This window comes from Cystobacter fuscus, from assembly GCF_002305875.1.
GTDB classification, from domain to species: Bacteria; Myxococcota; Myxococcia; order Myxococcales; family Myxococcaceae; genus Cystobacter; species Cystobacter fuscus_A.
This window is the reverse complement of sequence record NZ_CP022098.1, coordinates 4,349,109-4,369,317: the sequence shown is the minus strand read 5'-3', so window position 1 is coordinate 4,369,317 and position 20,209 is coordinate 4,349,109. Positions and strand designations below refer to the sequence as shown.

The 20,209-nt window shown below is 65.2% G+C and carries 14 protein-coding genes, 2 tRNA genes and 3 rRNA genes; 2 read left to right on the top strand and 17 right to left on the bottom strand.

Annotated elements, in window-relative coordinates:
• Positions 1-144 precede the first annotated feature (144 nt).
• On the top strand, positions 145-1,842 hold the full coding sequence (locus CYFUS_RS17990) for a serine/threonine-protein kinase (RefSeq protein ID WP_232537807.1): 1,698 nt from the start codon (positions 145-147) through the stop codon (positions 1,840-1,842).
• On the opposite strand, the gene CYFUS_RS17985 is transcribed toward CYFUS_RS17990, so the two are convergent.
• The 11 genes from CYFUS_RS17985 to CYFUS_RS17935 all read right to left on the bottom strand — a co-directional run bounded on the left by CYFUS_RS17985 (position 1,828) and on the right by CYFUS_RS17935 (position 13,924).
• The gene (locus CYFUS_RS17985; RefSeq protein WP_157758500.1) at positions 1,828-3,000 is read right to left on the bottom strand and encodes a hypothetical protein; all 1,173 of its coding nucleotides are present in this window, start codon (positions 2,998-3,000) and stop codon (positions 1,828-1,830) included. The two genes, CYFUS_RS17990 and CYFUS_RS17985, sit on opposite strands and share 15 nt — an antisense overlap.
• Before the next feature lie 108 nt (positions 3,001-3,108).
• Entirely contained in the window at positions 3,109-3,930 is an 822-nt protein-coding gene (locus CYFUS_RS17980) for a cyclase family protein (RefSeq protein ID WP_095986339.1), read from the bottom strand.
• Positions 3,931-4,096: 166 nt separating this feature from the next.
• Positions 4,097-4,720, bottom strand: a complete 624-nt coding sequence (locus CYFUS_RS17975) for a TIGR02265 family protein (RefSeq protein ID WP_157758499.1) — start codon at positions 4,718-4,720, stop codon at positions 4,097-4,099.
• A gap of 99 nt (positions 4,721-4,819) precedes the next feature.
• Entirely contained in the window at positions 4,820-5,989 is a 1,170-nt protein-coding gene (locus CYFUS_RS17970; protein WP_095986337.1) for a pyridoxal-phosphate-dependent aminotransferase family protein, read from the bottom strand.
• A gap of 145 nt (positions 5,990-6,134) precedes the next feature.
• Positions 6,135-6,251: ribosomal RNA gene (gene rrf, locus CYFUS_RS17965) — 5S ribosomal RNA — on the bottom strand.
• Positions 6,252-6,419: 168 nt separating this feature from the next.
• Positions 6,420-9,386, bottom strand: a 23S ribosomal RNA gene (locus tag CYFUS_RS17960).
• Between the two features lie 246 nt (positions 9,387-9,632).
• Positions 9,633-9,705: transfer RNA gene (locus tag CYFUS_RS17955), tRNA-Ala, on the bottom strand.
• 65 nt (positions 9,706-9,770) lie between these two features.
• A tRNA-Ile gene (locus CYFUS_RS17950) sits at positions 9,771-9,847 on the bottom strand.
• 177 nt (positions 9,848-10,024) lie between these two features.
• A 16S ribosomal RNA gene (locus CYFUS_RS17945) occupies positions 10,025-11,560 on the bottom strand.
• The 16S, 23S and 5S rRNA genes sit together here with 2 tRNA genes alongside, the layout of an rRNA operon.
• Positions 11,561-12,416: 856 nt before the next feature.
• Positions 12,417-13,049 (bottom strand): guanylate kinase, encoded by a 633-nt coding sequence (gene gmk / locus CYFUS_RS17940; RefSeq protein WP_095986336.1) that lies wholly within the window; start codon positions 13,047-13,049, stop codon positions 12,417-12,419.
• Positions 13,046-13,924 (bottom strand): YicC/YloC family endoribonuclease, encoded by an 879-nt coding sequence (locus CYFUS_RS17935; protein ID WP_095986335.1) that lies wholly within the window; start codon positions 13,922-13,924, stop codon positions 13,046-13,048. Before CYFUS_RS17935 ends, gmk begins: the two co-directional genes overlap by 4 nt.
• Positions 13,925-14,000: 76 nt before the next feature.
• Here CYFUS_RS17935 and CYFUS_RS17930 point away from each other — a divergent pair, with 76 nt between their 5' ends.
• A complete protein-coding gene (locus CYFUS_RS17930; RefSeq protein ID WP_095992083.1) occupies positions 14,001-15,101 on the top strand; it encodes a glycosyltransferase family 9 protein in 1,101 nt (366 codons plus the stop codon).
• A 2-nt stretch (positions 15,102-15,103) separates the two neighbouring features.
• Here the strand turns inward: CYFUS_RS17930 and CYFUS_RS54555 are convergent, their stop codons facing one another.
• The 6 genes from CYFUS_RS54555 to CYFUS_RS17900 form a co-directional block, all read right to left on the bottom strand.
• Complete coding sequence (locus CYFUS_RS54555; protein ID WP_420042706.1) at positions 15,104-15,307, bottom strand: Trm112 family protein; 204 nt, start codon at positions 15,305-15,307, stop codon at positions 15,104-15,106.
• Positions 15,308-15,319: 12 nt separating this feature from the next.
• Positions 15,320-15,811, bottom strand: a complete 492-nt coding sequence (locus CYFUS_RS17920) for an adenylyltransferase/cytidyltransferase family protein (protein ID WP_095986333.1) — start codon at positions 15,809-15,811, stop codon at positions 15,320-15,322.
• A complete protein-coding gene (locus CYFUS_RS17915; protein ID WP_095986332.1) occupies positions 15,808-16,794 on the bottom strand; it encodes a bifunctional heptose 7-phosphate kinase/heptose 1-phosphate adenyltransferase in 987 nt (328 codons plus the stop codon). Before CYFUS_RS17915 ends, CYFUS_RS17920 begins: the two co-directional genes overlap by 4 nt.
• Positions 16,795-16,870: 76 nt before the next feature.
• A complete protein-coding gene (gene lpxK / locus CYFUS_RS17910) occupies positions 16,871-17,851 on the bottom strand; it encodes a tetraacyldisaccharide 4'-kinase (protein WP_232537806.1) in 981 nt (326 codons plus the stop codon).
• Positions 17,852-17,916: 65 nt separating this feature from the next.
• Positions 17,917-18,939 carry a glycosyltransferase gene (locus CYFUS_RS17905; protein WP_095986330.1) on the bottom strand — a complete coding sequence of 341 codons (1,023 nt, stop codon included), beginning with the start codon at positions 18,937-18,939 and terminating at the stop codon, positions 17,917-17,919.
• Positions 18,936-20,204 (bottom strand): 3-deoxy-D-manno-octulosonic acid transferase, encoded by a 1,269-nt coding sequence (locus CYFUS_RS17900; RefSeq protein ID WP_095986329.1) that lies wholly within the window; start codon positions 20,202-20,204, stop codon positions 18,936-18,938. The genes CYFUS_RS17905 and CYFUS_RS17900 overlap by 4 nt, the downstream gene beginning before the upstream one ends.
• Between the last annotated feature and the right edge of the window lie 5 nt (positions 20,205-20,209).

The following is a 20,209-nucleotide window of genomic DNA, read 5'->3' as shown; positions in this document are numbered from 1 at the left end:
TATCCCCTGACTCCGCCGCGTGAGGAGAAGACCTCACGAGTGCCCGAACCGGAGCGCGACCTTCGGAGTCGTTGGGAGAGAGCGTTGGACGCGACACAGCAGGTGGGGAAATATCAGCTGATCCGCAAGCTCGCCACGGGAGGCATGGCCGAGGTATTCCTCGCCAAGGCTGCGGGGCCCATGGGTTTCGAGAAGACCCTGGTGCTCAAGCGCATCCTGCCCCAACTCGCGCAGGAGCCCGCCTTCGTGCAGATGTTCCTGTCCGAGGCCAAGCTCGCCGCCCGGCTGACGCATCCGCACATCGCGCAGATCTTCGACTTCGGCGAGGCCGATGGCGCCTACTTCCTGGCCATGGAGTACATCGACGGCCCCAGTCTGCGCGCGCTCATCAAGCGCGCCGCGGCCCAGGGACTGGCCCTGCCGCCCGCCATATGCGCCCGGCTCATCGCCGACGCGTGCGAGGGGTTGGCCTTCGCCCACGACTTCGCGGACCCCGACACGGGCGAGCCCCTGGGGCTCATCCACCGGGACATCAGCCCGGACAACATCCTGCTGTCCCGGCAGGGAGCGGTGAAGGTGGTGGACTTCGGCATCGCCAAGGCCGCCGGGCAGGCCCACAAGACCGAGAGCGGCGTCATCAAGGGCAAGCTGGCGTACATGCCGTCCGAACAGATACGGGCCAGGGAACTGGACCGGCGCGTGGATGTGTACGCGCTCGGGGTGGTGCTCTACGAGCTGCTCACGGGCCAGCGCCCCTTCATCTCGGACACGGACGCCGGGCTGATGCAGGCCATCCTCTACGAGCAGCCCATTCCCGCGGCCCGGCTCCGTCCGGATCTGCCACAGCCCCTCAGGCGGATTCTCGGCAAGGCACTCGCCAGGGAGCGCGAGCAACGCTACCCGGACTGCCACGACTTGCAGGCGGACCTGGAGAGCTTCATCGTCTCCGCCGGCAAGCCCGTGACGACGCAGCAGGTGGCCCAGCTCATCCGGGCGACCTCGGATACGCCGATGCCGGCCCTGACACCGGCGCCCGTGCCGACGGCTTCCGCGCCACCGAACCTCGCCAGGAGACGCTCCTCCTCGAGCACGAACGAGGTGCCGACCGCGAACGTGCGCGTGTCCCCTCCCTCGAGGGAAACTCCCAACACCCTCGTCACCCCGCTCCCCCGGAGCGTCGAACTCGAAACAACGCGCCCGTCACGGCCCACCCTGCCACCCGTCCCCGCGTCCGCCCTCGACAGGGACGGCCAGGAACCGCAGCCGATGACGGAGGCGGCGCGTCAGACGGCCGTGCCGCCACGCCCTTCGGGTGCCGCCGCGGCCGTGCGGCGCCCCGTCATGTCGGCGGAGAAGCCCCGCACCTCGAACCGGTGGGGGCCCGTCCTGCTCGGCGGCGTGCTGCTGGCGACGTGCGGTGGCGGCGTGGCGCTCTGGCGGATGAAGTCCCAGCCGGAGGTTCAAGGCTCCGCCCCCATGCCCGGGAGCACACCCGAGCCCCTCTCCCAGCCGGCGCCCAACGCGAGCGAGCCGACTCCGCGCGCGGAAACCCCGGCGCCAGGGGAACCTCCCGTGGCGGCTCCGGAGCCCGCCGGACAGGTGGAAGACAAGAGCTTCGCGTCGGTCGCGCCCCTCGTGGAATTGCGCGTCCGGCCCTACGCCACGGTCTTCGTGGATGGCAAGCGCCTGGGCGTGACTCCCCTGAAGGGGCAGCTGAAGCTGCTCCCAGGACGCCACACCCTGAAGCTGGTCAACGACGAGATTCGCAGGACGAAGGAGATCATCCTCGACGTGAAGGCGGGAGCGAACAGCTCTCTCTGGGTCAATCTACTCGAGGAGTGAGGCTTCAAGGCTTCCCTGAACAGGCAGCGAAGCCTCGCGAGGCTTCCCCGCCCAGTCGTCGATGCCACGAGAGGCTGTCTCCAGAAGCTTGCTGGAGTCGGCTTCCCGGACCTTCTGGCCCAACTGGAACAGCGCGCTCAGAGCGGTGCTCCTGCTGGCCTCATCCATCTCAGTGGTCCGCGCCTGAAGAGCAATCAGCCGCATCATGAGCCGTTCACACTCCGCGGCGACAGCCGCCCGGCATCCGAACAGATTCGCTGGTGGCTCTGGAGGGACCACGGCGGGCGCTTCGGGCAGTGGTACGTCCTGGTCCTCGTCCCCGACTTCCCAGAGCGCTTCCGGCACGGCGGATTTCGCCTGGAGCCAATCCTCGGAGGAGGGATAGAGGGCGAACTGGTGGGCGAGCTGGTCGATCTCCTGGCTGACACGCACCCACTCGGTGATCGTGCCCGCCTCCGAGACCTGGGTCTTCAAGGTCGCCATGGCTTTGGAGACCGCTTTGCGCGGAATCCCCGGCGCGCACAGCATCTGTTCCATCGAGGCGAGGCGCCACAACTGCTGGGCCTTCAAGGTCCTGCCATTGGCCGCGATGAGTGTGGACGCGCACTTCGGCGAGGCTTTCTCCTTGGACGAAGCCACTGAGGGTGAGTCACTCGTCGCAGCGTTCTGGTGGGCCTCGAGCGATTGGAGCATCTCCTGCTGAACCTTCTGCCGGATGGCCTCGAAGTGGGCCACGACCTTGGGGGAGACCTGCTCAGGAAGCTGCTCATTGGGCCGGAGCATCATCGCCACCTGGAAGGCTTCTTCGGACTCCTGGAGCCTCCCCATCTCGAACAAGAGGATGCCCTCATAGAGGGACAGGGTCACGAGCGCGGACGTGCTCAACGGGCGCCCACGCGCGAGTCCGACCTGATCGAGCGCCTCCTCATACTTGAGCTTCTCGAAGAGGCCTCTGATCTTGCCCATCGTGGTCTTGTATTCGACAGCTCCCGTTCCCTCCGCATGAGCGGGCGGATGCGGCGCCCAGGCGAGGAGAAGACCGAGGACAGGGACGAGTCTCTTGTGGACCATGGCACTCACGTGACGACGCATCGTCTGGAGAGGGGGGATGGTGGGGCTCCCCTCAAGTAGAAGATCAATCCACGCCGCTGGCAACATGAATACGCAGTCCAGGTGAAGGAACCCCGAGTGCAAGGATTCCCTCACTTTCAATTCCTCCCGGGAAAACTCAAATCCACACGTTGACGCAGCCAGGCAACAAGCGTGTCACGGGACGATGGCGAAGGCGCGCGCCGGGAAGCCCAGACCATTGGCCACCTTGGGCCAGGTCACGACGATCAACGCCCCCGTGGGTGGCACCTTGTCCAGGTGGGCCATGACCTCGATCTGATAGCGCCCCTGGCCCAGCACCCACTTCTCCGCGTCGAGCGTCGAGGTGATGTCGGTATCGAGCGACTCGTGACCGATGGCCGTGATTTTCCTCTTCTCGAAGAGGAACTGGACGGCCGCCAGGGACCAGGCTGGGAAGGGGTAGCGCTTGAAGCGCTCGGGATTGCCCCAGTCCTTGTACATGTCCGTACGCAGCGCGGCGAAGGAGCCCTCCGGCACGCGGCCGTGCTTCTTCTCCCAGTCCAGGATGTCCTGCACGGTGATCGCGTGGTTGGGGTCCTTGCCGAGCAACGGGGTGATGTCGAGCACCACCAGGGGAAGGATCATCTCCCGCAGGGGAATCTGATCCAGGGTGATTCCGTTCTCGTGGAAGTGCGCGGGAGGATCCACGTGGGTGCCGTATTGACCCACCATGGAATAGTAGGTCGTGCGGAAGCCATCCTTCTCCAGATTGTAGGGCCGGTAGGTCTTCGGATCCGACGCGGTGGTGAAGGTGGCCTGGCCAAAGCCCTGCCATACCGGCGTGCTGGGGCTGAAGCTATGGGTGAGATCGACCATCTTGCGGGAGGCGAGCGCCTTGTAGGCCTCGGCCAGACTCGGTCCCTCGGCCTGTACGGCCGTGGCACCCAGGACCAGCGAAAGTGCGAGCAACTCGCGCGCCAGGGTTTTCTTCTCGAACAGACGACTCAACACGGACATGGCTGTCTCCGGAGAAAGAGAGCTCCAGACTAAACCAGGTCATGGACCAGACGCCGCGTGGAATACGAATGTCACGGCGGAACTCGCCGCCACGAGCGGCGCTTCTCAATCACAGCCAGGCGAGAAGCCCTTTGTGGGGCGCGCTCCGGCCCCCCTGGGGGAATGATCATTCCCAGGAGAATTCAAACTCATAATCGAGGACGGACGGCTGCCGTCCGCTGATCTTCACGTTCTGGGCGCCCATCCGGTCGAGCGTGGCCCGCAGGCCCCCCTCGTGATACGCGCGGGGAATGAAGTTGCGAGTGAGGAGGAGCCGGCCCGTCGTGGGCCCATCCCACACCAGCTGGCGAGTCCCATAACTCGTCGTCATCCGGTAGATGCCCTGAATGCTGATCATCAGGCTCCGGGTGTCCTGACCGGAGAGGTGCTTCAACGCCCTGCCCATGAGGGAGTCGAGGAAGTCCGTCATCGCCTGATGTCCCAACAACCACACGGCCCTGTCGAAGCCGCCGTATCGAGGGGCCAGCACCTGCCCGGCGGCATAGGTCAACCGGATGAGGGAGCTGGTGGGATAGTTGAAGAACTCCACGAAGTGGCGCTCTCCGCTGGCCATCAGGCAGTGCCTCGCGGCCGCTTCGCCATCGAGCGCGCGCACCTTGTCGAGCGTGCTCTTGAAGAAGAGTCCTCGCACGGTATCCTGCGGGGTCGCCAGCGCCAGCCGTTGTTCCATTTCCTGCTGCCAGAACAGTGACGACTCACTGTCCGTCAGCCCTTGCGAGATCGTGCTCATGGATTCCCTGTGGCCCTGGAGCGAAGCCTCGTCACCCCAGGAAGGGAGTCTACCACGGGCCATCCAGGGCCCCGAGGGCCCCCCGCCCCCACACGCGGCTCACCCCGGAGGAAGCAGGGCCGCCTGGGCCGCGGCCACGGCCGAGCCCGGTGCGATGCGGTGGCCCGCTCCGGCGAGTGCTCGCTCGATGGCTCCTACGGTGACCAGCACATCCCCCGGGCTCACGACGTTCATATGCCCCACGCGGAAGTAGCGCGTCTTGAGTTGGGGATGGAGGCCGCCAGCGAGCACCACGCCCTGCTCGCGGACCTTGCCCACCCACGCGGCATCCACGCCCTCCGGGAAGTAGAGGGCACTGAGGGTATGGGCGGCCACGGACTCGGACGCGGGCAACGTGCGCAGACCCAGCGCGCGCCAGGCGGCCCGGAAGGCCCCTGCCATGCGACGGTGCCGCTCGAAGCGCGCCTCCATGCCCTCACGTAGGAGCTGTCCGAGGCTCACCTCCAGGGCGTACACGAGGTTGACGGGTGGGGTGGCGAAGTACGCGGCCCGGCCCGCCTCATAGGCCTCCATGATGGGAAGCCACTCGGCGAAGTCCGCGTACAAGGAGCGCACGGGTGTGCGGCGGGCGCGCCAGGAGTCCATGGCCCGTCGGCTCACACTCAAGAGCGCCAGTCCTGGAGGCACTCCAAGCGCCTTCTGACTCGCGGTGAGGTAGACGTCCGCGCCCCACGCGTCCTGGTGGAACGTCTCGCCGGCGGTGGCGCACACCCCGTCCACCACGGACAGCACCCCGTGCCGCTGGGCCGCCCGCACAAGCGCCTCCGCCGGTGCGAGCACTCCAGTGCTCGTGTCCACGTGCGTGACGGTCATCAGCTTGAAGCGGCCTCCCGCGAGTAGCCGCTCCACCTCCGCCGGGTCCGGCACCTCGCCCGGGGTGGCCCGCACCTGCAGCACCTCGGCCCCGTAGCGCTCGAGCAACGTGGCCATGCGGTCGCTGAAGTAGCCGGTGTTCACGACCAGGGCGCGCTCGCCCGGCTCCACCAGATTGGCTACCGCCATTTCCATGGCCCACGTGCCGCTGCCCGCCACCACGAAGGGTTGGGCCGAGGGGGCCAAGCACACCTCTCGCAGGCGTTGGAGGGCCCGGCCGAACACGGCGATGAACTCGGGGGACACGTGGCTGGCTGTCTTGGCGCCCAGCGCGCGCATCACCTCGGGATCGAACTCCACCGGGCCGGGGATCATCAGCAGGTCTCGCTCGCTCATGGAACGAGGGCGTAGCGTGACGCGGGCACGGACTCCACGACGAGCGTGAGGGGATGTCCTAAAGCGACAGTGCAGCGCGAAGCCCGCAAAGGCGAAGGCCCCGAGTCGACACCTTGGGGTGCGGACTCGGGGCCTTCAGAAAAAAATCCGGCAGCGACCTACTCTCCCGCGCGGTTTCCCGCGGAGTACCATCGGCTCTGGAGGGCTTAACTTCCGTGTTCGGGATGGGAACGGGTGGGACCCCTCCGACATTGCCACCGGAAAAACAGGACAGTTCATACGAAGGGTATGTGAAACCAACTTCCACTGCGAAGTGCTCGTGCCTTCTTCCGGGCCCGGCGCCGCGCTGTCGCGCTCGCTCGGGGCCTCGACCCTGGCCTCGACTCTCGTACCACCCACCGCTCCCGGTGGGGCTGCTGAGAGATTGAGGTAAAGTAAGCCTCTCGACCTATTAGTACCGGTTAGCTCAACGCGTTACCGCGCTTACACACCCGGCCTATCAACGTCGTCGTCTTCGACGGGTCTTCGGGGGCTTGCGCCCGGGATACCTGTTCTTGAGGTCGGTTTCCCGCTTAGATGCTTTCAGCGGTTATCCAATCGACACATGGCTACCCAGCGATGCCTCTGGCGAGACAACTGGTACACCAGCGGTGTCTCCAACCCGGTCCTCTCGTACTAAGGTCAGAGCCTCTCAAGTATCCTACGCCCACAGCAGATAGGGACCAAACTGTCTCACGACGTTTTGAACCCAGCTCGCGTACCGCTTTAATTGGCGAACAGCCAAACCCTTGGGACCTGCTCCAGCCCCAGGATGCGATGAGCCGACATCGAGGTGCCAAACCTCCCCGTCGATGTGAACTCTTGGGGGAGATAAGCCTGTTATCCCCGGAGTACCTTTTATCCGTTGAGCGATGGCCCTTCCATTCAGGACCACCGGATCACTATGACCTGCTTTCGCACCTGCTCGACGTGTCCGTCTCGCAGTCAAGCTCCCTTATGCCATTGCACTCGCCGCCCGGTTTCCAATCGGGCTGAGGGAACCATCGCGCGCCTCCGTTACGTTTTGGGAGGCGACCGCCCCAGTCAAACTACCCACCAGACAGTGTTCCAACTCCCGGTGAGGGAGCATGGTTAGACACCAGAATCCGACAGGGTGGTATTTCACCGTTGCCTCCACCGAACCTAGCGGCCCGGCTTCAAAGGCTCCCACCTATCCTACACAGTCGAACCCTAGTGTCACTGTCAAGTTGTAGTAAAGGTTCACGGGGTCTTTCCGTCTTGCTGCGGGTAAACTGCATCGGCACAGCTATTTCAATTTCGCTGAGTCCCTCTCCGAGACAGCGCGGAAGTCGTTACTCCATTCGTGCAGGTCGGAACTTACCCGACAAGGAATTTCGCTACCTTAGGACCGTTATAGTTACGGCCGCCGTTTACTGGGGCTTCGGATCATCGCTTCACCTTGCGGCTGACGAATCCCCTTAACCTTCCAGCACCGGGCAGGAGTCAGACCCTATACGTCGGCTTCTTGCCTTCGCAGAGTCCTGTGTTTTTGGTAAACAGTCGCTACCGCCATTTCTCTGCAACCTCTCTCGGCTTCGGCTGTACGCCTACACCTGGCAGAGGCCCACCTTCTTCCGAAGTTACGGTGGAAATTTGCCTAGTTCCTTGGAGGAGAGTTCTCTCAAGCGCCTTAGGATTTTCTCCTCACCCACCTGTGTCGGTTTGCGGTACGGACACCCTGTAGACTCCCCGCGGAACTTTTCTTGGAAGCCGAGCATCAGCGACTTACCCCGTGAGGGGTGCCATGGGGTCTCGGGGATGGCTGCCGCGCCTTTAGTCGTACGCGACACCCCTACGCCTTTGGACTGACACAACCACCGGTCAGCTCGCCTAGCTTTCTCCGTCCTTCCTCGGTTCAACGTCTACAAGATGGCGCAGGAATATTAACCTGCTTGCCATCACCTACGCCTTTCGGCCTCGGCTTAGGTCCCGGCTAACCCTGGGAAGATTAACTTGACCCAGGAAACCTTGGGTTTACGGCGAGGGGGTTTCCCACCCCCTTTATCGCTACTCATTTCGGCATCAGCACTCGCAACCGCTCCACCAGCCCTTGCGGTCTGGCTTCACTGCTGTTGCAACGCTCCCCTACCACTGCATGCGCCTGACGCATGCAATCCGAAGCTTCGGCGCTAGTCTTGAGCCCCGTTACATTTTCGGCGCGGCCTGTCTCGACCAGTGAGCTATTACGCTTTCTTTAAAGGATGGCTGCTTCTAAGCCAACCTCCTGGTTGTCAATGACTTGCCACATCCTTTCTAGTGTTCACTTAGACTAGACTTGGGGGCCTTAGCTGTCGGTCTGGGTTATTCCCCTCTTGCCAATGGACGTTATCACCCACTGACTGCTTCCCGAGCTAACAATTGCTGGCATTCGGAGTTTGGTACGGTTTGGTAATCTGGTGAGACCCCTAGCCGTTCCAGTGCTCTACCTCCAGCATTGAATTACTCGAGACGATACCTAAATATCTTTCGGGGAGAACCAGCTATCACGGAGTTTGATTGGCCTTTCACCCCTACACACAGCTCATCCCAGAAATTTTCAACTTTCATGAGTTCGGTCCTCCATGAGGTGTTACCCTCACTTCAACCTGGCCATGTGTAGATCACCCCGCTTCGGGTTATAATGCACGCAACTCATTCGCCCGTTTCGGACTCGCTTTCGCTCCGGCTCCACCTATCGGCTTAGCCTCGCTACGTACATTAAGTCGCCGAATCATGATGCAAAAGGTACGCCCTCGCACTGGGTTGCCCCGTAGTGCTCGGACTGCTTGTAGACATGCGGTTTCAGGTTCTTTGGACTCCCCTCACTGGGGTTCTTTTCACCTTTCCCTCGCGGTACTAGTTCACTATCGGTCGCCAAGGAGTATTTAGCCTTACCGGATGGTCCCGGCAGATTCAGGCAGGATTGCACGTGTCCCGCCCTACTTGGGTACCCCGCTCGGCTCCAGTTCGTTTTCGCGTACGCGACTGTCACGCCCTTTGGTCCACCTTTCCAGGTGATTCCGCTAACAAACCAGAGTCCTACCGCGGACCCGCAACCCCGATGCCATTTTCATGACACCGGTTTAGGCTCCTCCCATTTCGCTCGCCGCTACTCTGGGAATCACTCGTTGTTTTCTTCTCCTCAGGGTACTGAGATGTTTCACTTCCCCTGGTTCGCTCCTTCAGCCCTATGGATTCAGGCTGAGGTAACGCGGCTTTCACCGCGCTGGGTTTCCCCATTCGGACATCTCCGGCTCAACGTTCGGTTGGCAACTCCCCGGAGCTTTTCGCAGCCACCCACGTCCTTCTTCGCCTCTTGGCACCTAGGCATCCACCGCACGCCCTTAGTAGCTTACTTACCTTAATCCCTCACCAGCCCGCCTCCCGGCGAGTGGCCTTGAAACTCGAGACCAAGGTCCAGGCCCCGGCTCTTCGCCGCGGACCCGAAAGAATTCACTTGATTTCACCCGCTCCACCCAGCCTCGCCGCTCTCGCGGAGATGCTGGCTTTCTGCGGGTGAGAGAACTTCTCAGCAGAAATTGATTTCTACCCTTCGTATGAACTTGTCAAAGAACGTCCTGACTCCAACTTCGTCAGTAAACTGTGGAGCTGGACGGGATCGAACCGACGACATCCAGCTTGCAAAGCTGGCGCTCTCCCAACTGAGCTACAGCCCCTGAATGTGTCACTGTCCCTCCACCTGCCGGCTGTCGTCGCGTCCCCAATCTCCCCGGTGGGAAATTGGTGGGCCTAGGTGGACTTGAACCACCGACCTCGCGCTTATCAGGCGCGCGCTCTAGCCAGCTGAGCTATAGGCCCAGTGGATTTCCAGCTACCGTCTCTTTCAAAGAACCGAGCCTCTTCGCTCGGCCTCTCAAAACCAGACAGCAAACCCTCGACAGTTGCAGAAACGTTGACCTGGTTGACCTTACGCGACTTGCGTCGCTGGTACACCCTGTGGCGCCGAAGCGCTCACCGTGTACCCGGTCTCCTTAGAAAGGAGGTGATCCAGCCGCAGGTTCCCCTACGGCTACCTTGTTACGACTTCACCCCAGTTACCGACCACTCCTTGGGCACCTCTTGGTGAGATGACTTCTGGAGCAATCGACTCCCATGGTGTGACGGGCGGTGTGTACAAGGCCCGGGAACGTATTCACCGCGGCGTGCTGATCCGCGATTACTAGCGATTCCGCCTTCATGGAGTCGAGTTGCAGACTCCAATCTGAACTGAGACCGGTTTTATGCGATTAGCTCCCTCTCGCGAGTTGGCAACGCTTTGTACCGGCCATTGTAGCACGTGTGTAGCCCTGGTCATAAAGGCCATGAGGACTTGACGTCATCCCCACCTTCCTCCGGTTTAACACCGGCAGTCCCTCTAGAGATCCGCTTGCGCGGCAACTAAAGGCGAGGGTTGCGCTCGTTGCGGGACTTAACCCAACATCTCACGACACGAGCTGACGACAGCCATGCAGCACCTGTCTCTCGGTTCCCTTGCGGGCACCGCCTCATCTCTGAGGCCTTCCGAGGATGTCAAGACCAGGTAAGGTTCTGCGCGTTGCGTCGAATTAAACCACATGCTCCACCGCTTGTGCGGGCCCCCGTCAATTCCTTTGAGTTTTAGTCTTGCGACCGTACTTCCCAGGCGGAGAACTTAATGCGTTAGCTACGGCACCGCGGGGGTCAACACCCACGACACCTAGTTCTCATCGTTTACGGCGTGGACTACCAGGGTATCTAATCCTGTTTGCTACCCACGCTTTCGCGTCTCAGCGTCAGTGACCGTCCAGGTGGCCGCCTTCGCCACCGGTGTTCCTCCCCATATCTACGAATTTCACCTCTACTTGGGGAATTCCGCCACCCTCTCCGGTACTCAAGCTCTGCAGTTTCGAACGCACTTCCTCGGTTGAGCCGAGGGCTTTCACATCCGACTTGCAAAGCCGCCTACACGCGCTTTACGCCCAATAATTCCGAACAACGCTTGCACCCTCTGTATTACCGCGGCTGCTGGCACAGAGTTAGCCGGTGCTTCTTCTCCCGGTACCGTCAAGCCCTGGAGTATTAGCCCAGGGGTTTTCGTCCCGGTCGAAAGTGCTTTACAATCCAAAGACCTTCATCACACACGCGGCGTTGCTGCGTCAGGCTTTCGCCCATTGCGCAAAATTCCCCACTGCTGCCTCCCGTAGGAGTCTGGACCGTGTCTCAGTTCCAGTGTGGCTGATCGTCCTCTCAGACCAGCTACCCGTCGTCGCCTTGGTGGGCCATTACCCCGCCAACTAGCTGATGGGCCGCGGACTCATCTGGATGTGATAGCTTGTATACAGAGGCCACCTTTTCCCTCAAGAGCCGAAGCTCCCGGGGGCTTATCCGGTATTAGCCAATCTTTCGACTGGTTATCCCAGACACCCAGGCAGATTATCCACGTGTTACGCACCCGTGCGCCGCTCTACTAGGATTGCTCCATTCGCGCTCGACTTGCATGTGTTAGGCACGCCGCCAGCGTTCGTTCTGAGCCAGGATCAAACTCTCCAATTGAATTTTTTGAAGGGTTGAACCGGCTTGGCCAGGGCCCGGCTAAGGGGACACCTGACTTCGCTGTGTTCATCGGGGTTCCTGCCAATCGACTCACGCCGACTCGCCGCGGAACCCGTCTCAAGAATTGACTGCGGTTTCCGCAATCTGTCTTCTTTGGGTTTGCTATCTGGTTTTCAAAGACCGAGCCGCTTGTACCGGCTGTCCCGCTGTGCTACTGTCCTGCCTGCCTTCACCGCTTTGCTTCAGCGGGGCGGCCCTTTTATTCTGAACCGTTTCGGCTGTCAAGCGGCCGTTGCCGCTTCGCTTTTCCGGTTCACCGCGAAGGAGAGCTGCTTTTCTCTTTCGTGGGGCGCGGAACCTACTGCCGTTCCGCCCGTCGTGTCAACTCGCTTCGTCGACTCGTTTTTTCCCGCCCGCCGTCTTTTGTCGCTTGCGCGACTTCTTCGGCTTCGAGGGAGGCGGCTTCTACCACCACCGCGTTTCGAGTCAACCTCACTGCGTCGACTTTTTATTTCGTCTCTCTCTGCTGCGCTCGTCCGGAGGTCCCACCGCCAGTGCGGTTTCGCCTTCCCGTCCGAGGGGGCGCGGCTTCTATCGCCTCGCCCTGCCGAGAGTCAACAGCTCTTTCAACCGAGCCGCCGTTCTCGCTCATCACTCGCGTGTCCCAGCCAAGTAACGAGTACGTCCCCTCCGCTCAACTGTCACTTGCGTGACACTTGCCCGCGAGGTGAGGGGCCTTATCCACCAAGCGATCCGCCAACGCAAGCTCTTTTCCCCCCGTGCTGTTTCGTGTGATCTCCAAGCACGAATCCCCCCGAGGAACTTGCTGATTCAAGCAGTCCATCGGAGGAGCAGCTCAAGACCCGGAGCGCTCCAGCCGGAGCTTGGAGAGATCCACCCTGCCCTGTCGGCAGCGCTCGGCAATCACCACCGAGTGGAGATCTCCATAAGCCCGATCGAAGTTGTCGTTCACGATGATGTAGTCGTAGGAGGAGACACCTCGCTCGATCTCCGAGCGGGCCGCCAACATCCGACGACGAATGGTGTCCTCGGCGTCGGTCCCACGCTCGCGCAACCGCCGCTCCAGCTCCTCCAACGAGGGCGGCACCACGAAGATGCAGACCGTATCGGGATGCTTGCGCTTGATCGCCAGCCCGCCCTGAACGTCGATGTCGAAGATGGCCATCCCCCGCCGGGCCCGGGCCTCATCCACCACCGACTGCGGACTTCCATAGAAGTGACCGTACACCTCGGCCCACTCCACGAACTCACCCCGCTCGATCCGCTCCTGGAACGCGGCGACGTCCACGAAGTGGTAGTCCACTCCATCCTGCTCCCGTCCTCGCGGTTGCCGGGTCGTGACGCTGACGGAGAAGAGGGCGTTGGGCACCTCGGCCAGCAGGTGACGCGCCAATGTCGTCTTCCCCGTTCCCGAGGGCGCGGAGAGGACCACCAATAGACCAGGCTGCAAAACAGTGGGCTCGTTCATTCGACGTTCTGGACCTGTTCGCGGATGCGCTCGACTTCTGCCTTCATCGACACCACACGCGCGGAGATTTCCGCGTGCTGGCTCTTGGAACCCGTGGTGTTTACCTCGCGGTGCATCTCCTGCACGAGGAAGTCCATCCGGCGGCCCGACGGCTCTCCCGCCCCCATGAGCTGGCGGAACTGCTCCAGGTGACTCGCCAGCCGCGTCATCTCCTCGGCGATGTCGCTGCGTTCCGCGAACAGGGCCACCTCCTGGGCAAGCCGCTGCTCGTCCACCGAGATGCCCCGCGCCAGCTCCGCCACCCGCTCGGTCAGCCGCTGCCGGTACTCCTCCACGGAACGCGGGGCCAGTCCGGCCACCTCCCGGCTCCAGCGCTCGATGAGCCCAAGCCGCGTCTCCAGGTCGACCCGGATGGCCTCCCCCTCGATCTGGCGCATCTGCTCCAAGGCCGTCAGCGCCTGCTCCAGCGCCCCGGACACGGCCTGCGTCGCCGACTCCACGTTCATGCCGCGCTCTTCCAACCGCACCACCCCGGGTTGGCTGGCCACCACCGACCAGGACACCTCCGCCAGTTCCCCCAGGGCCTCGCCCACCTCACGCAGGGCGCGCGCCCACTCCCGCGCGAGCCCCACATCCACCACGGGCACCGTGCCCGCCGCCGTCGCCGTGTGCCGCTTGATGAAGACATCCACCGCGCCTCGCGCCAGGCGGTCCTTCACCTGCTTCACCAGCACCGGCTCCAGCGCCGCCAGCTCCCGCGGCAGCCGCGCCTTCACCTCGCAGAACTTGTGGTTGAGCGAACGCACCTCGACGGAGAACTCCTCGTCGCCCACACGTGCGCGCCCCGCGCCAAATCCGGTCATGCTCTTCAACATTGGCGGCTTGCTAGGCGCTTCCGGCCATCAGGTCAAGCCACCCGCACGCTCCCGCTCTGCTATGGTCCGCGCCCCGATGGTCTGGCACAAGCGGCTCGAGTTCTGGGCGAAGCTGGCACTCGCTCTCGTGGCATCCGCCCTCCTGTGGCGCCCCGGCCGACGCCGGCAGGCAGGGCAGTCCCTCCCCTCCCCCCGACGCGTCCTCCTGGTCCGCATCGACAACCGCGTCGGGGAGGCCCTCCTCACCACCCCCCTCATCCGCGCCCTCAAAGCCACCTCGCGCCCCCCCGAGGTCCACGTCCTCGCCCACTCCAAGGTCGCTCGCGTCCTCGCCGGCCACCCCGAGGCCGACCGCGTCATCGCCTTCAACCGGCGCCTGCTGTGGCTCGGCGCCCTCGCCCCCGGCATCCGCGCCCTGCGCCGCGAGCGCTATGACGTCGTCGTCGACTGCGCCAACTGGTCCAGCCCCTCGGTGACCTCCGCCATCATCTCCCGGCTCGTGGGGCCCCACGCCCTCGTCATCGGCCCCAGGCAATGGCCCGTCCACCTGCTGCACTCGCTGTCCATCCCGGCCCGCTCCGATACCGTCGGCGAGATGCTCCAGCGCCTGCACCTGCTCTCCCCCTTCGTCCGGGAAGAACAGCCCGCGCGCATGTCCTTCCGCCGCCCCCTCATCAGCGAGAAGTTCCATCTCTGGCTCGAGGCCGGGGCCGGCTCGCCCCGCGCCGTGGTCAACCCCGGCGGACGGCTCGGCTGGCGCCGCATCCCTCCCGAGGCCTTCGCCGCCGGCGCTCGCGCCCTGCTCGCCTGCGGACGAACCCCCATCGTCACCTGGGGTCCTGGCGAGGAGGAGCTCGCTCGTTCCGTGGTCGCCGCCGCTCCGGGCGCCCAGCTCGCGCCTCCCACCAACATCGATGAGCTGGCCGCCCTCATGCGCGACGCCGGGCTCACCCTCTGCAACAACACCGGGCCCATGCACCTGTCCGTGGCCGTCGGAGCCCCCACCCTCGGCCTCTTCCTCCGCATGGACATGGAGCGCTGGGGACACCCCTACCCGCCCCACCGCATGGTGGACCTCACCCCCGTCGTCGACTCCGGCGGGGACCTCGAGGCCCGCGTCTTCCAGGAGGTCCGCTCCTTCGCCGAAGAGCTCCAGGTCCGCAGTTCAGTCTCCTGACTTCACCCACGGATCGCTTCGCCGGCGAGCAGCTCCGCCACCCCGTCCCGGATGGGATAGGCGAGCGCGCATCCCGAGCAGCTCAGCGTCCCCGTCCCGGACGTCTCCGCCCCGCCCTCGCATGAGGCCGACCCCGCCTCATCGAGCGAAAGCGGTTCCTTGCAACGAGGGCATGCCAATACCCTCAACAACTCCTCGAAAAGCATCATGTGCGTCCCCTATCCGGGTCCTCGGTCCATTCGCAATCGCCGGGCCAGTTCCGTCGTGCTGTGATTCTTGGGATCTCCCGCCACCGCCACCCGGCCCCCATAGGCGCGGACCTCATCCGCCTCGGGAATGCTGTCTGGCGTGTAGTCCGTCCCCTTCACGTGCACGTCCGGCTTCAACACCCGGATGATGGACCGCACGTTGGGCTCGTCGAATACCAGCACACGATCCGTACACGCCAGCGCCGCCACCAATTCCGCCCGCTCCGCCTCCGGGATGTGCGGCCGGCCCGGCCCCTTGTACGCCCTCGTCGACGCGTCCGAGTTCACCGCCACCACCAGATGGTCCGCGAGCGCCCGGGCTCCCTCCAGATAGCGCACATGCCCCACATGCAGCAGATCAAAAATACCGTTGGCCAGCGCCACCGTCTTGCCTTCCGCTCGCCAGCGCTCGCGCTGCTCCACTACCTCCGCGAGCCCCCGCACCTTTTCCAGCGTGCTCATCTCGTCCCCCGCAGCTCTCCCAACAACTCGTCGCGCGCCACCGTCGCCGTGCCCAGCTTCTGCACCGCCAGCGCTCCCGCCACGTTCGCCAGCCGCGCCGCATCCCCAAAGCCGCCACCCGCCGCCAACCCGAGCGAGAACGCCGCGATCACCGTATCCCCCGCCCCCGTCACGTCCACCGCGTCCCTCGCCCCATGCACCGGCACCAGGTCCACGCCCCCCTTCGCATCGAAGAGCGCCATGCCATGCCGGCCCCGCGTCACCAACAACGCCTGGCAGCGCAGCCGCTTCACCACCTCATGCCCCGCCTCCAGCAGCTCCGCCTCCGTCCTCAAGGGACGGCCCACCAAGGACTGCAACTCCGGCTCGTTCGGCTTGCACACCGTCACCCCGGTGAAGGCCGACAAGCTATAACGGCTGTCCACGCACACCGGCATCCCATTCGCCGCCAGTGCGCGCAGCGCCTCGCGCATCTCGTCCCCCACCACCCCCGCGCCGTAATCCGACACCACCACCGCGTCCGCGTCTTTCGCCGCTTCCTCCACCCGCTTCACCAGGGCCCGCCTCAACCGCGGCGGCAAGGGCCCCCGCTGACCCCGGTCCAACCTCAACATCTGCTGCCGGGTCGTGCTCACCCCGCCCGCAAGAATGCGCGTCTTCGTCTCCGTCTCCACGCCCCGCGCACTCACCACACTCAGCTGGATGTCCGCCTCGTCGCACAGCTTGCGCAACGCCCGGCCCATCTCGTCCGTGCCCAGCACCCCCACCGCCGTCACCTGCCCCGACAGCGCTCGCACGTTCGCCGCCACGTTCGCCCCTCCCCCCAGCTTCACCTCCGAGGACTCGTGGCGGACGATCAGCACCGGCGCCTCCCGGCTCACCCGGTCCGTCTGGCCGTAGATGTAATGGTCGGCGACGAGATCCCCCACCATCAGCACCCTCCGGCGCGAGAACGCCAGGGGCAACTGGGTCAGGGAGGACATCGCTCGGGCGGGAAGGACAGCGGCCATTGCGGCGCGTTGTCCCACACCGGCTCCCCGCCCACAAGCCGACCTTCTCCTACGTAAGCCCCAGGGCCCGGCGGAGATGCGCCTCACCCTCCAGTACCTCCACGCCCAGTCTCACCGCCCAGGTCTCGAAGTCCACCGGCAGACGCACCCGGTCCTTCTCCGTCGTCACCACCCGCGCCCCCAACCGCACCGCCCGGTCCCTGACTTCCTCGAGTTCCCGCGCGCTGAAATGATGATGGTCCGCGAAGAAGGCCGTTCCCCTCACCTCCACACCCAGTTCCTCCAGCGTCCGCACGAAGCCACCAGGCCTCGCCAACCCCGCCAACGCCAGGACCGGCCTGCCCTCCAACACTCCGGGTGGATGCAGCGCTCCCTCGGGGTCCACCCAACCCGTGGGCCGGTAGCACGTCCGCACCCGGGGCGCCGTGAATGGCGGCCAGTCCACCACCGGCACCGAGGACGCTCGCACCCACACGAGCGTGGCCCGCTTCAGGGACGACAGGGGCTCGCGCAAGGGCCCTCGCGGCAACATCCGTCCATTGCCGAAGCCCACCGCCTCGTCCACCACCACCACGTCCTCGTCCCTCTCCAACCGCCGGTGCTGGAAACCATCGTCCAACAGCACCACCTCCAGCCCGTACTCGTCCCTCGCCCGCCGCGCCAACGCCCGCCGGTCCGCTCCCACCAGCAACCGCGCCTCGGGACACCGGCGCGCCAACAGCAAGGGCTCGTCCCCCGCTTCCTCCACCGAGGGCAGCCGCTCCCGCCCCGTGAAGCTCAACGGCTCCTTCGAGCCTCTCCCATACCCGCGCGTGAGGATGCCCACGCGCCTGCCCTCCCGCACCAACAGCTCCGTCAGGTAGAGCACCGCGGGCGTCTTCCCCGTCCCTCCCACGTTCAGGTTGCCCACCGAGATGACCCGCAGGCCCTCCACCCGCTCCCCTCGCAGCCACCCCGCGTCGTAGAACGCGCCGCGCAGCCGCACGCCCGCTCCATAGCCCCACGACAACAGCTCCAGCGGCGCGAGCATCGCCCGGCGCCTCCACGGCTCCGGCGCCCCCGGATAGAAGACCCGCTCGATCGCCGTCGGGCCGCTCACCGCCCCGCCCTCGCCTGCTCGTACAGCGCGAGCACGTCCGCGGCGATCCGCGCGTTGCCCGGATGCTCCACCAACGCCCGCTCCCCCGACTCCGAGGCCGCCACCACCGCCTCCGGCGTCAGCTCCTCCACCCGCGCGTCCGCCAGCGCCAACAGGTTGCCCTCCGCCACCGCCACCACGCGCACCCCACAGGCCCGCGCCTGCGCCGCCGCCCTCGCGCTCCAGTCGTTCCCCAACCCCAATATCCACACCTCGTCCAGCGCCTTCAGCCAGCGCGCGAACGCCTCCCCCCGCCGATAGCCCGCGAACGTCACCCCCTCCTCCACCCCCAGCGCCCGCACCTGCTCGCGCACCGTCTCCACCAGGCCCCCATCCCCCACCAGCACCAACCGGGCCTCCGCGCGCACCCGCCGCAGCCTCGCGAACGCCTCCACCCCGAGCGCGTGCCGGCGCGACACCTGGAACGTCGACACCATGCCGATGAGCGGCGAGCCCGTGAGCCCCAACTCCCGCCGGAGCGCCTCCCGATCCGCCTCGGGCCGGAACATCCCGTCCACCAACGGCGGCAACACCCGCACGCGCCTGCCCACCAGCCGGGTGATCAGCGAGGACGCGGGCACCGTGTACGCGTCCGCCTCCGGCAGCGAGGCGCGCAACGACCTCGGCGCATGCACCGAGCGGATCAACACCGCGCCCCGCGGCCGCCCCCAGCGCGCCACCAGATGATCATGCGTGAAGTGCGCGTGCACCACCTCCACGCTCCGCCCCCTCAACCTCCACCCGTCCCCCACCATCCGCCACGGCGGCGACTTCACCGACAACTCCAGCCCGCCCTCGTCCAGCAGCCCCAAGGCCTCGAAGCGCGGCACCGCCAGTTCCTCCGACGACGCCTTCGCGCGCCGCCGGTCCACCGCCACCCGCACCTCGTGCCCCGCCTCGCGCTGCGCCAGCGCCAGCAACGCCACGTTCTCCGCCGGGCCGCTCCAGTAGGGGCTCGCGAGCAGATGCAGGATCCTCATCGCGCCAACACCCGCACCATGTGCTCCACGTTGCGCTGGCTCGCCCCGGACACCTGCCGCACCGTCGTCCTCGCCAACACCCCGAGCGACGTCACGTTCTCCGGCTTCTGCAGCAGCTCCGACATCACCCGGTACAGGTGCTCCGCGTCGTTCACCTGGATGCCTCCCCGCCCCACCAGCACCTGCACGCTGTCCTGGAAGTTCTCCATGTGCGGCCCGAACAACACCGGCTTGCCCTGTCCCGCCGGCTCCAGGATGTTCTGCCCTCCGCGCGTCGTGAACGAGCCGCCCACGAACACCAACGACGCCAGCCGGTACGCCCGCGACAGCTCGCCCATCGAGTCCAGCACCACCACCCGCCCTCCCTCCTCGTTCCCCTTCGAGCGCAACCCCACGCTCAACCCCGCGTCCCTCGCCAGCGCGGCGATCCGTCCCGCCCGGTCGATGTACCTCGGCGCGATCACCAGCCGGAGATCCGGGTGCACGTCCAGCAGCCGGCGGTAGACCCCCAGCAGGTGCTCCTCCTCACCCTCGTGGGTACTGCCGGCGATCCACACCCGCTCCCCCGCCTTCAGCCCCAGCGCGCCCCGCAGCGCCTCGTCGTCCTGCCCCGGGCCCACCGCCGCCAGGGCATCGAACTTGGTGTTCCCCGTCACGAAGACCCGCTCGCCCGGCGCCCCCAGCGCCAGTGCCCGCTCCGCCTCGTCCTCGCCCCGCATCAGGAACAGCGCCATGTCCCGCAGCGGATTGCCAATCAGCGAGAACAACAGCCGGTACCTGCCCTGCTGCCCCGGGGAGAAACGCCCGTTCGTCAGCGTCACCTTCACCCCGGCCCGCTTCGCCGCGCGGATGAGGTTGGGCCAGATCTCCGTGTACTCGAGCACCAGTAGATCCGGCTGGATGGCGCGCACCGCCCGCCGCGTGGCGCCCCACAGGTCGTACGGCGCATACACCACCGCGTCCACCTCCTTCGCCAACCGCCCTCGCCCCATCATGAAACCCGAGTCCGTCATCGTGGAGAGCACGATGCGGCACCCCGGAAAGCGCGCCCGCAGCGGCGCGAACATCGGCGAGAGTGCCAGGAGATCTCCCGCGCTCGCCCCATGCAGCCAGAACGTCGGTCCCGTCCCGCGCGGCGGCAGATCCCCCGGCGCGTAATAGCCAAGCCGCTGCCTCAACCCGTTGCGTGTCTTGCGGTGCAAGGACAGCACGGGAAACAACACGGCGAAGAGCAGGTAGCTGGCGAGGACGTAGAGCAAGCGCATGGGAG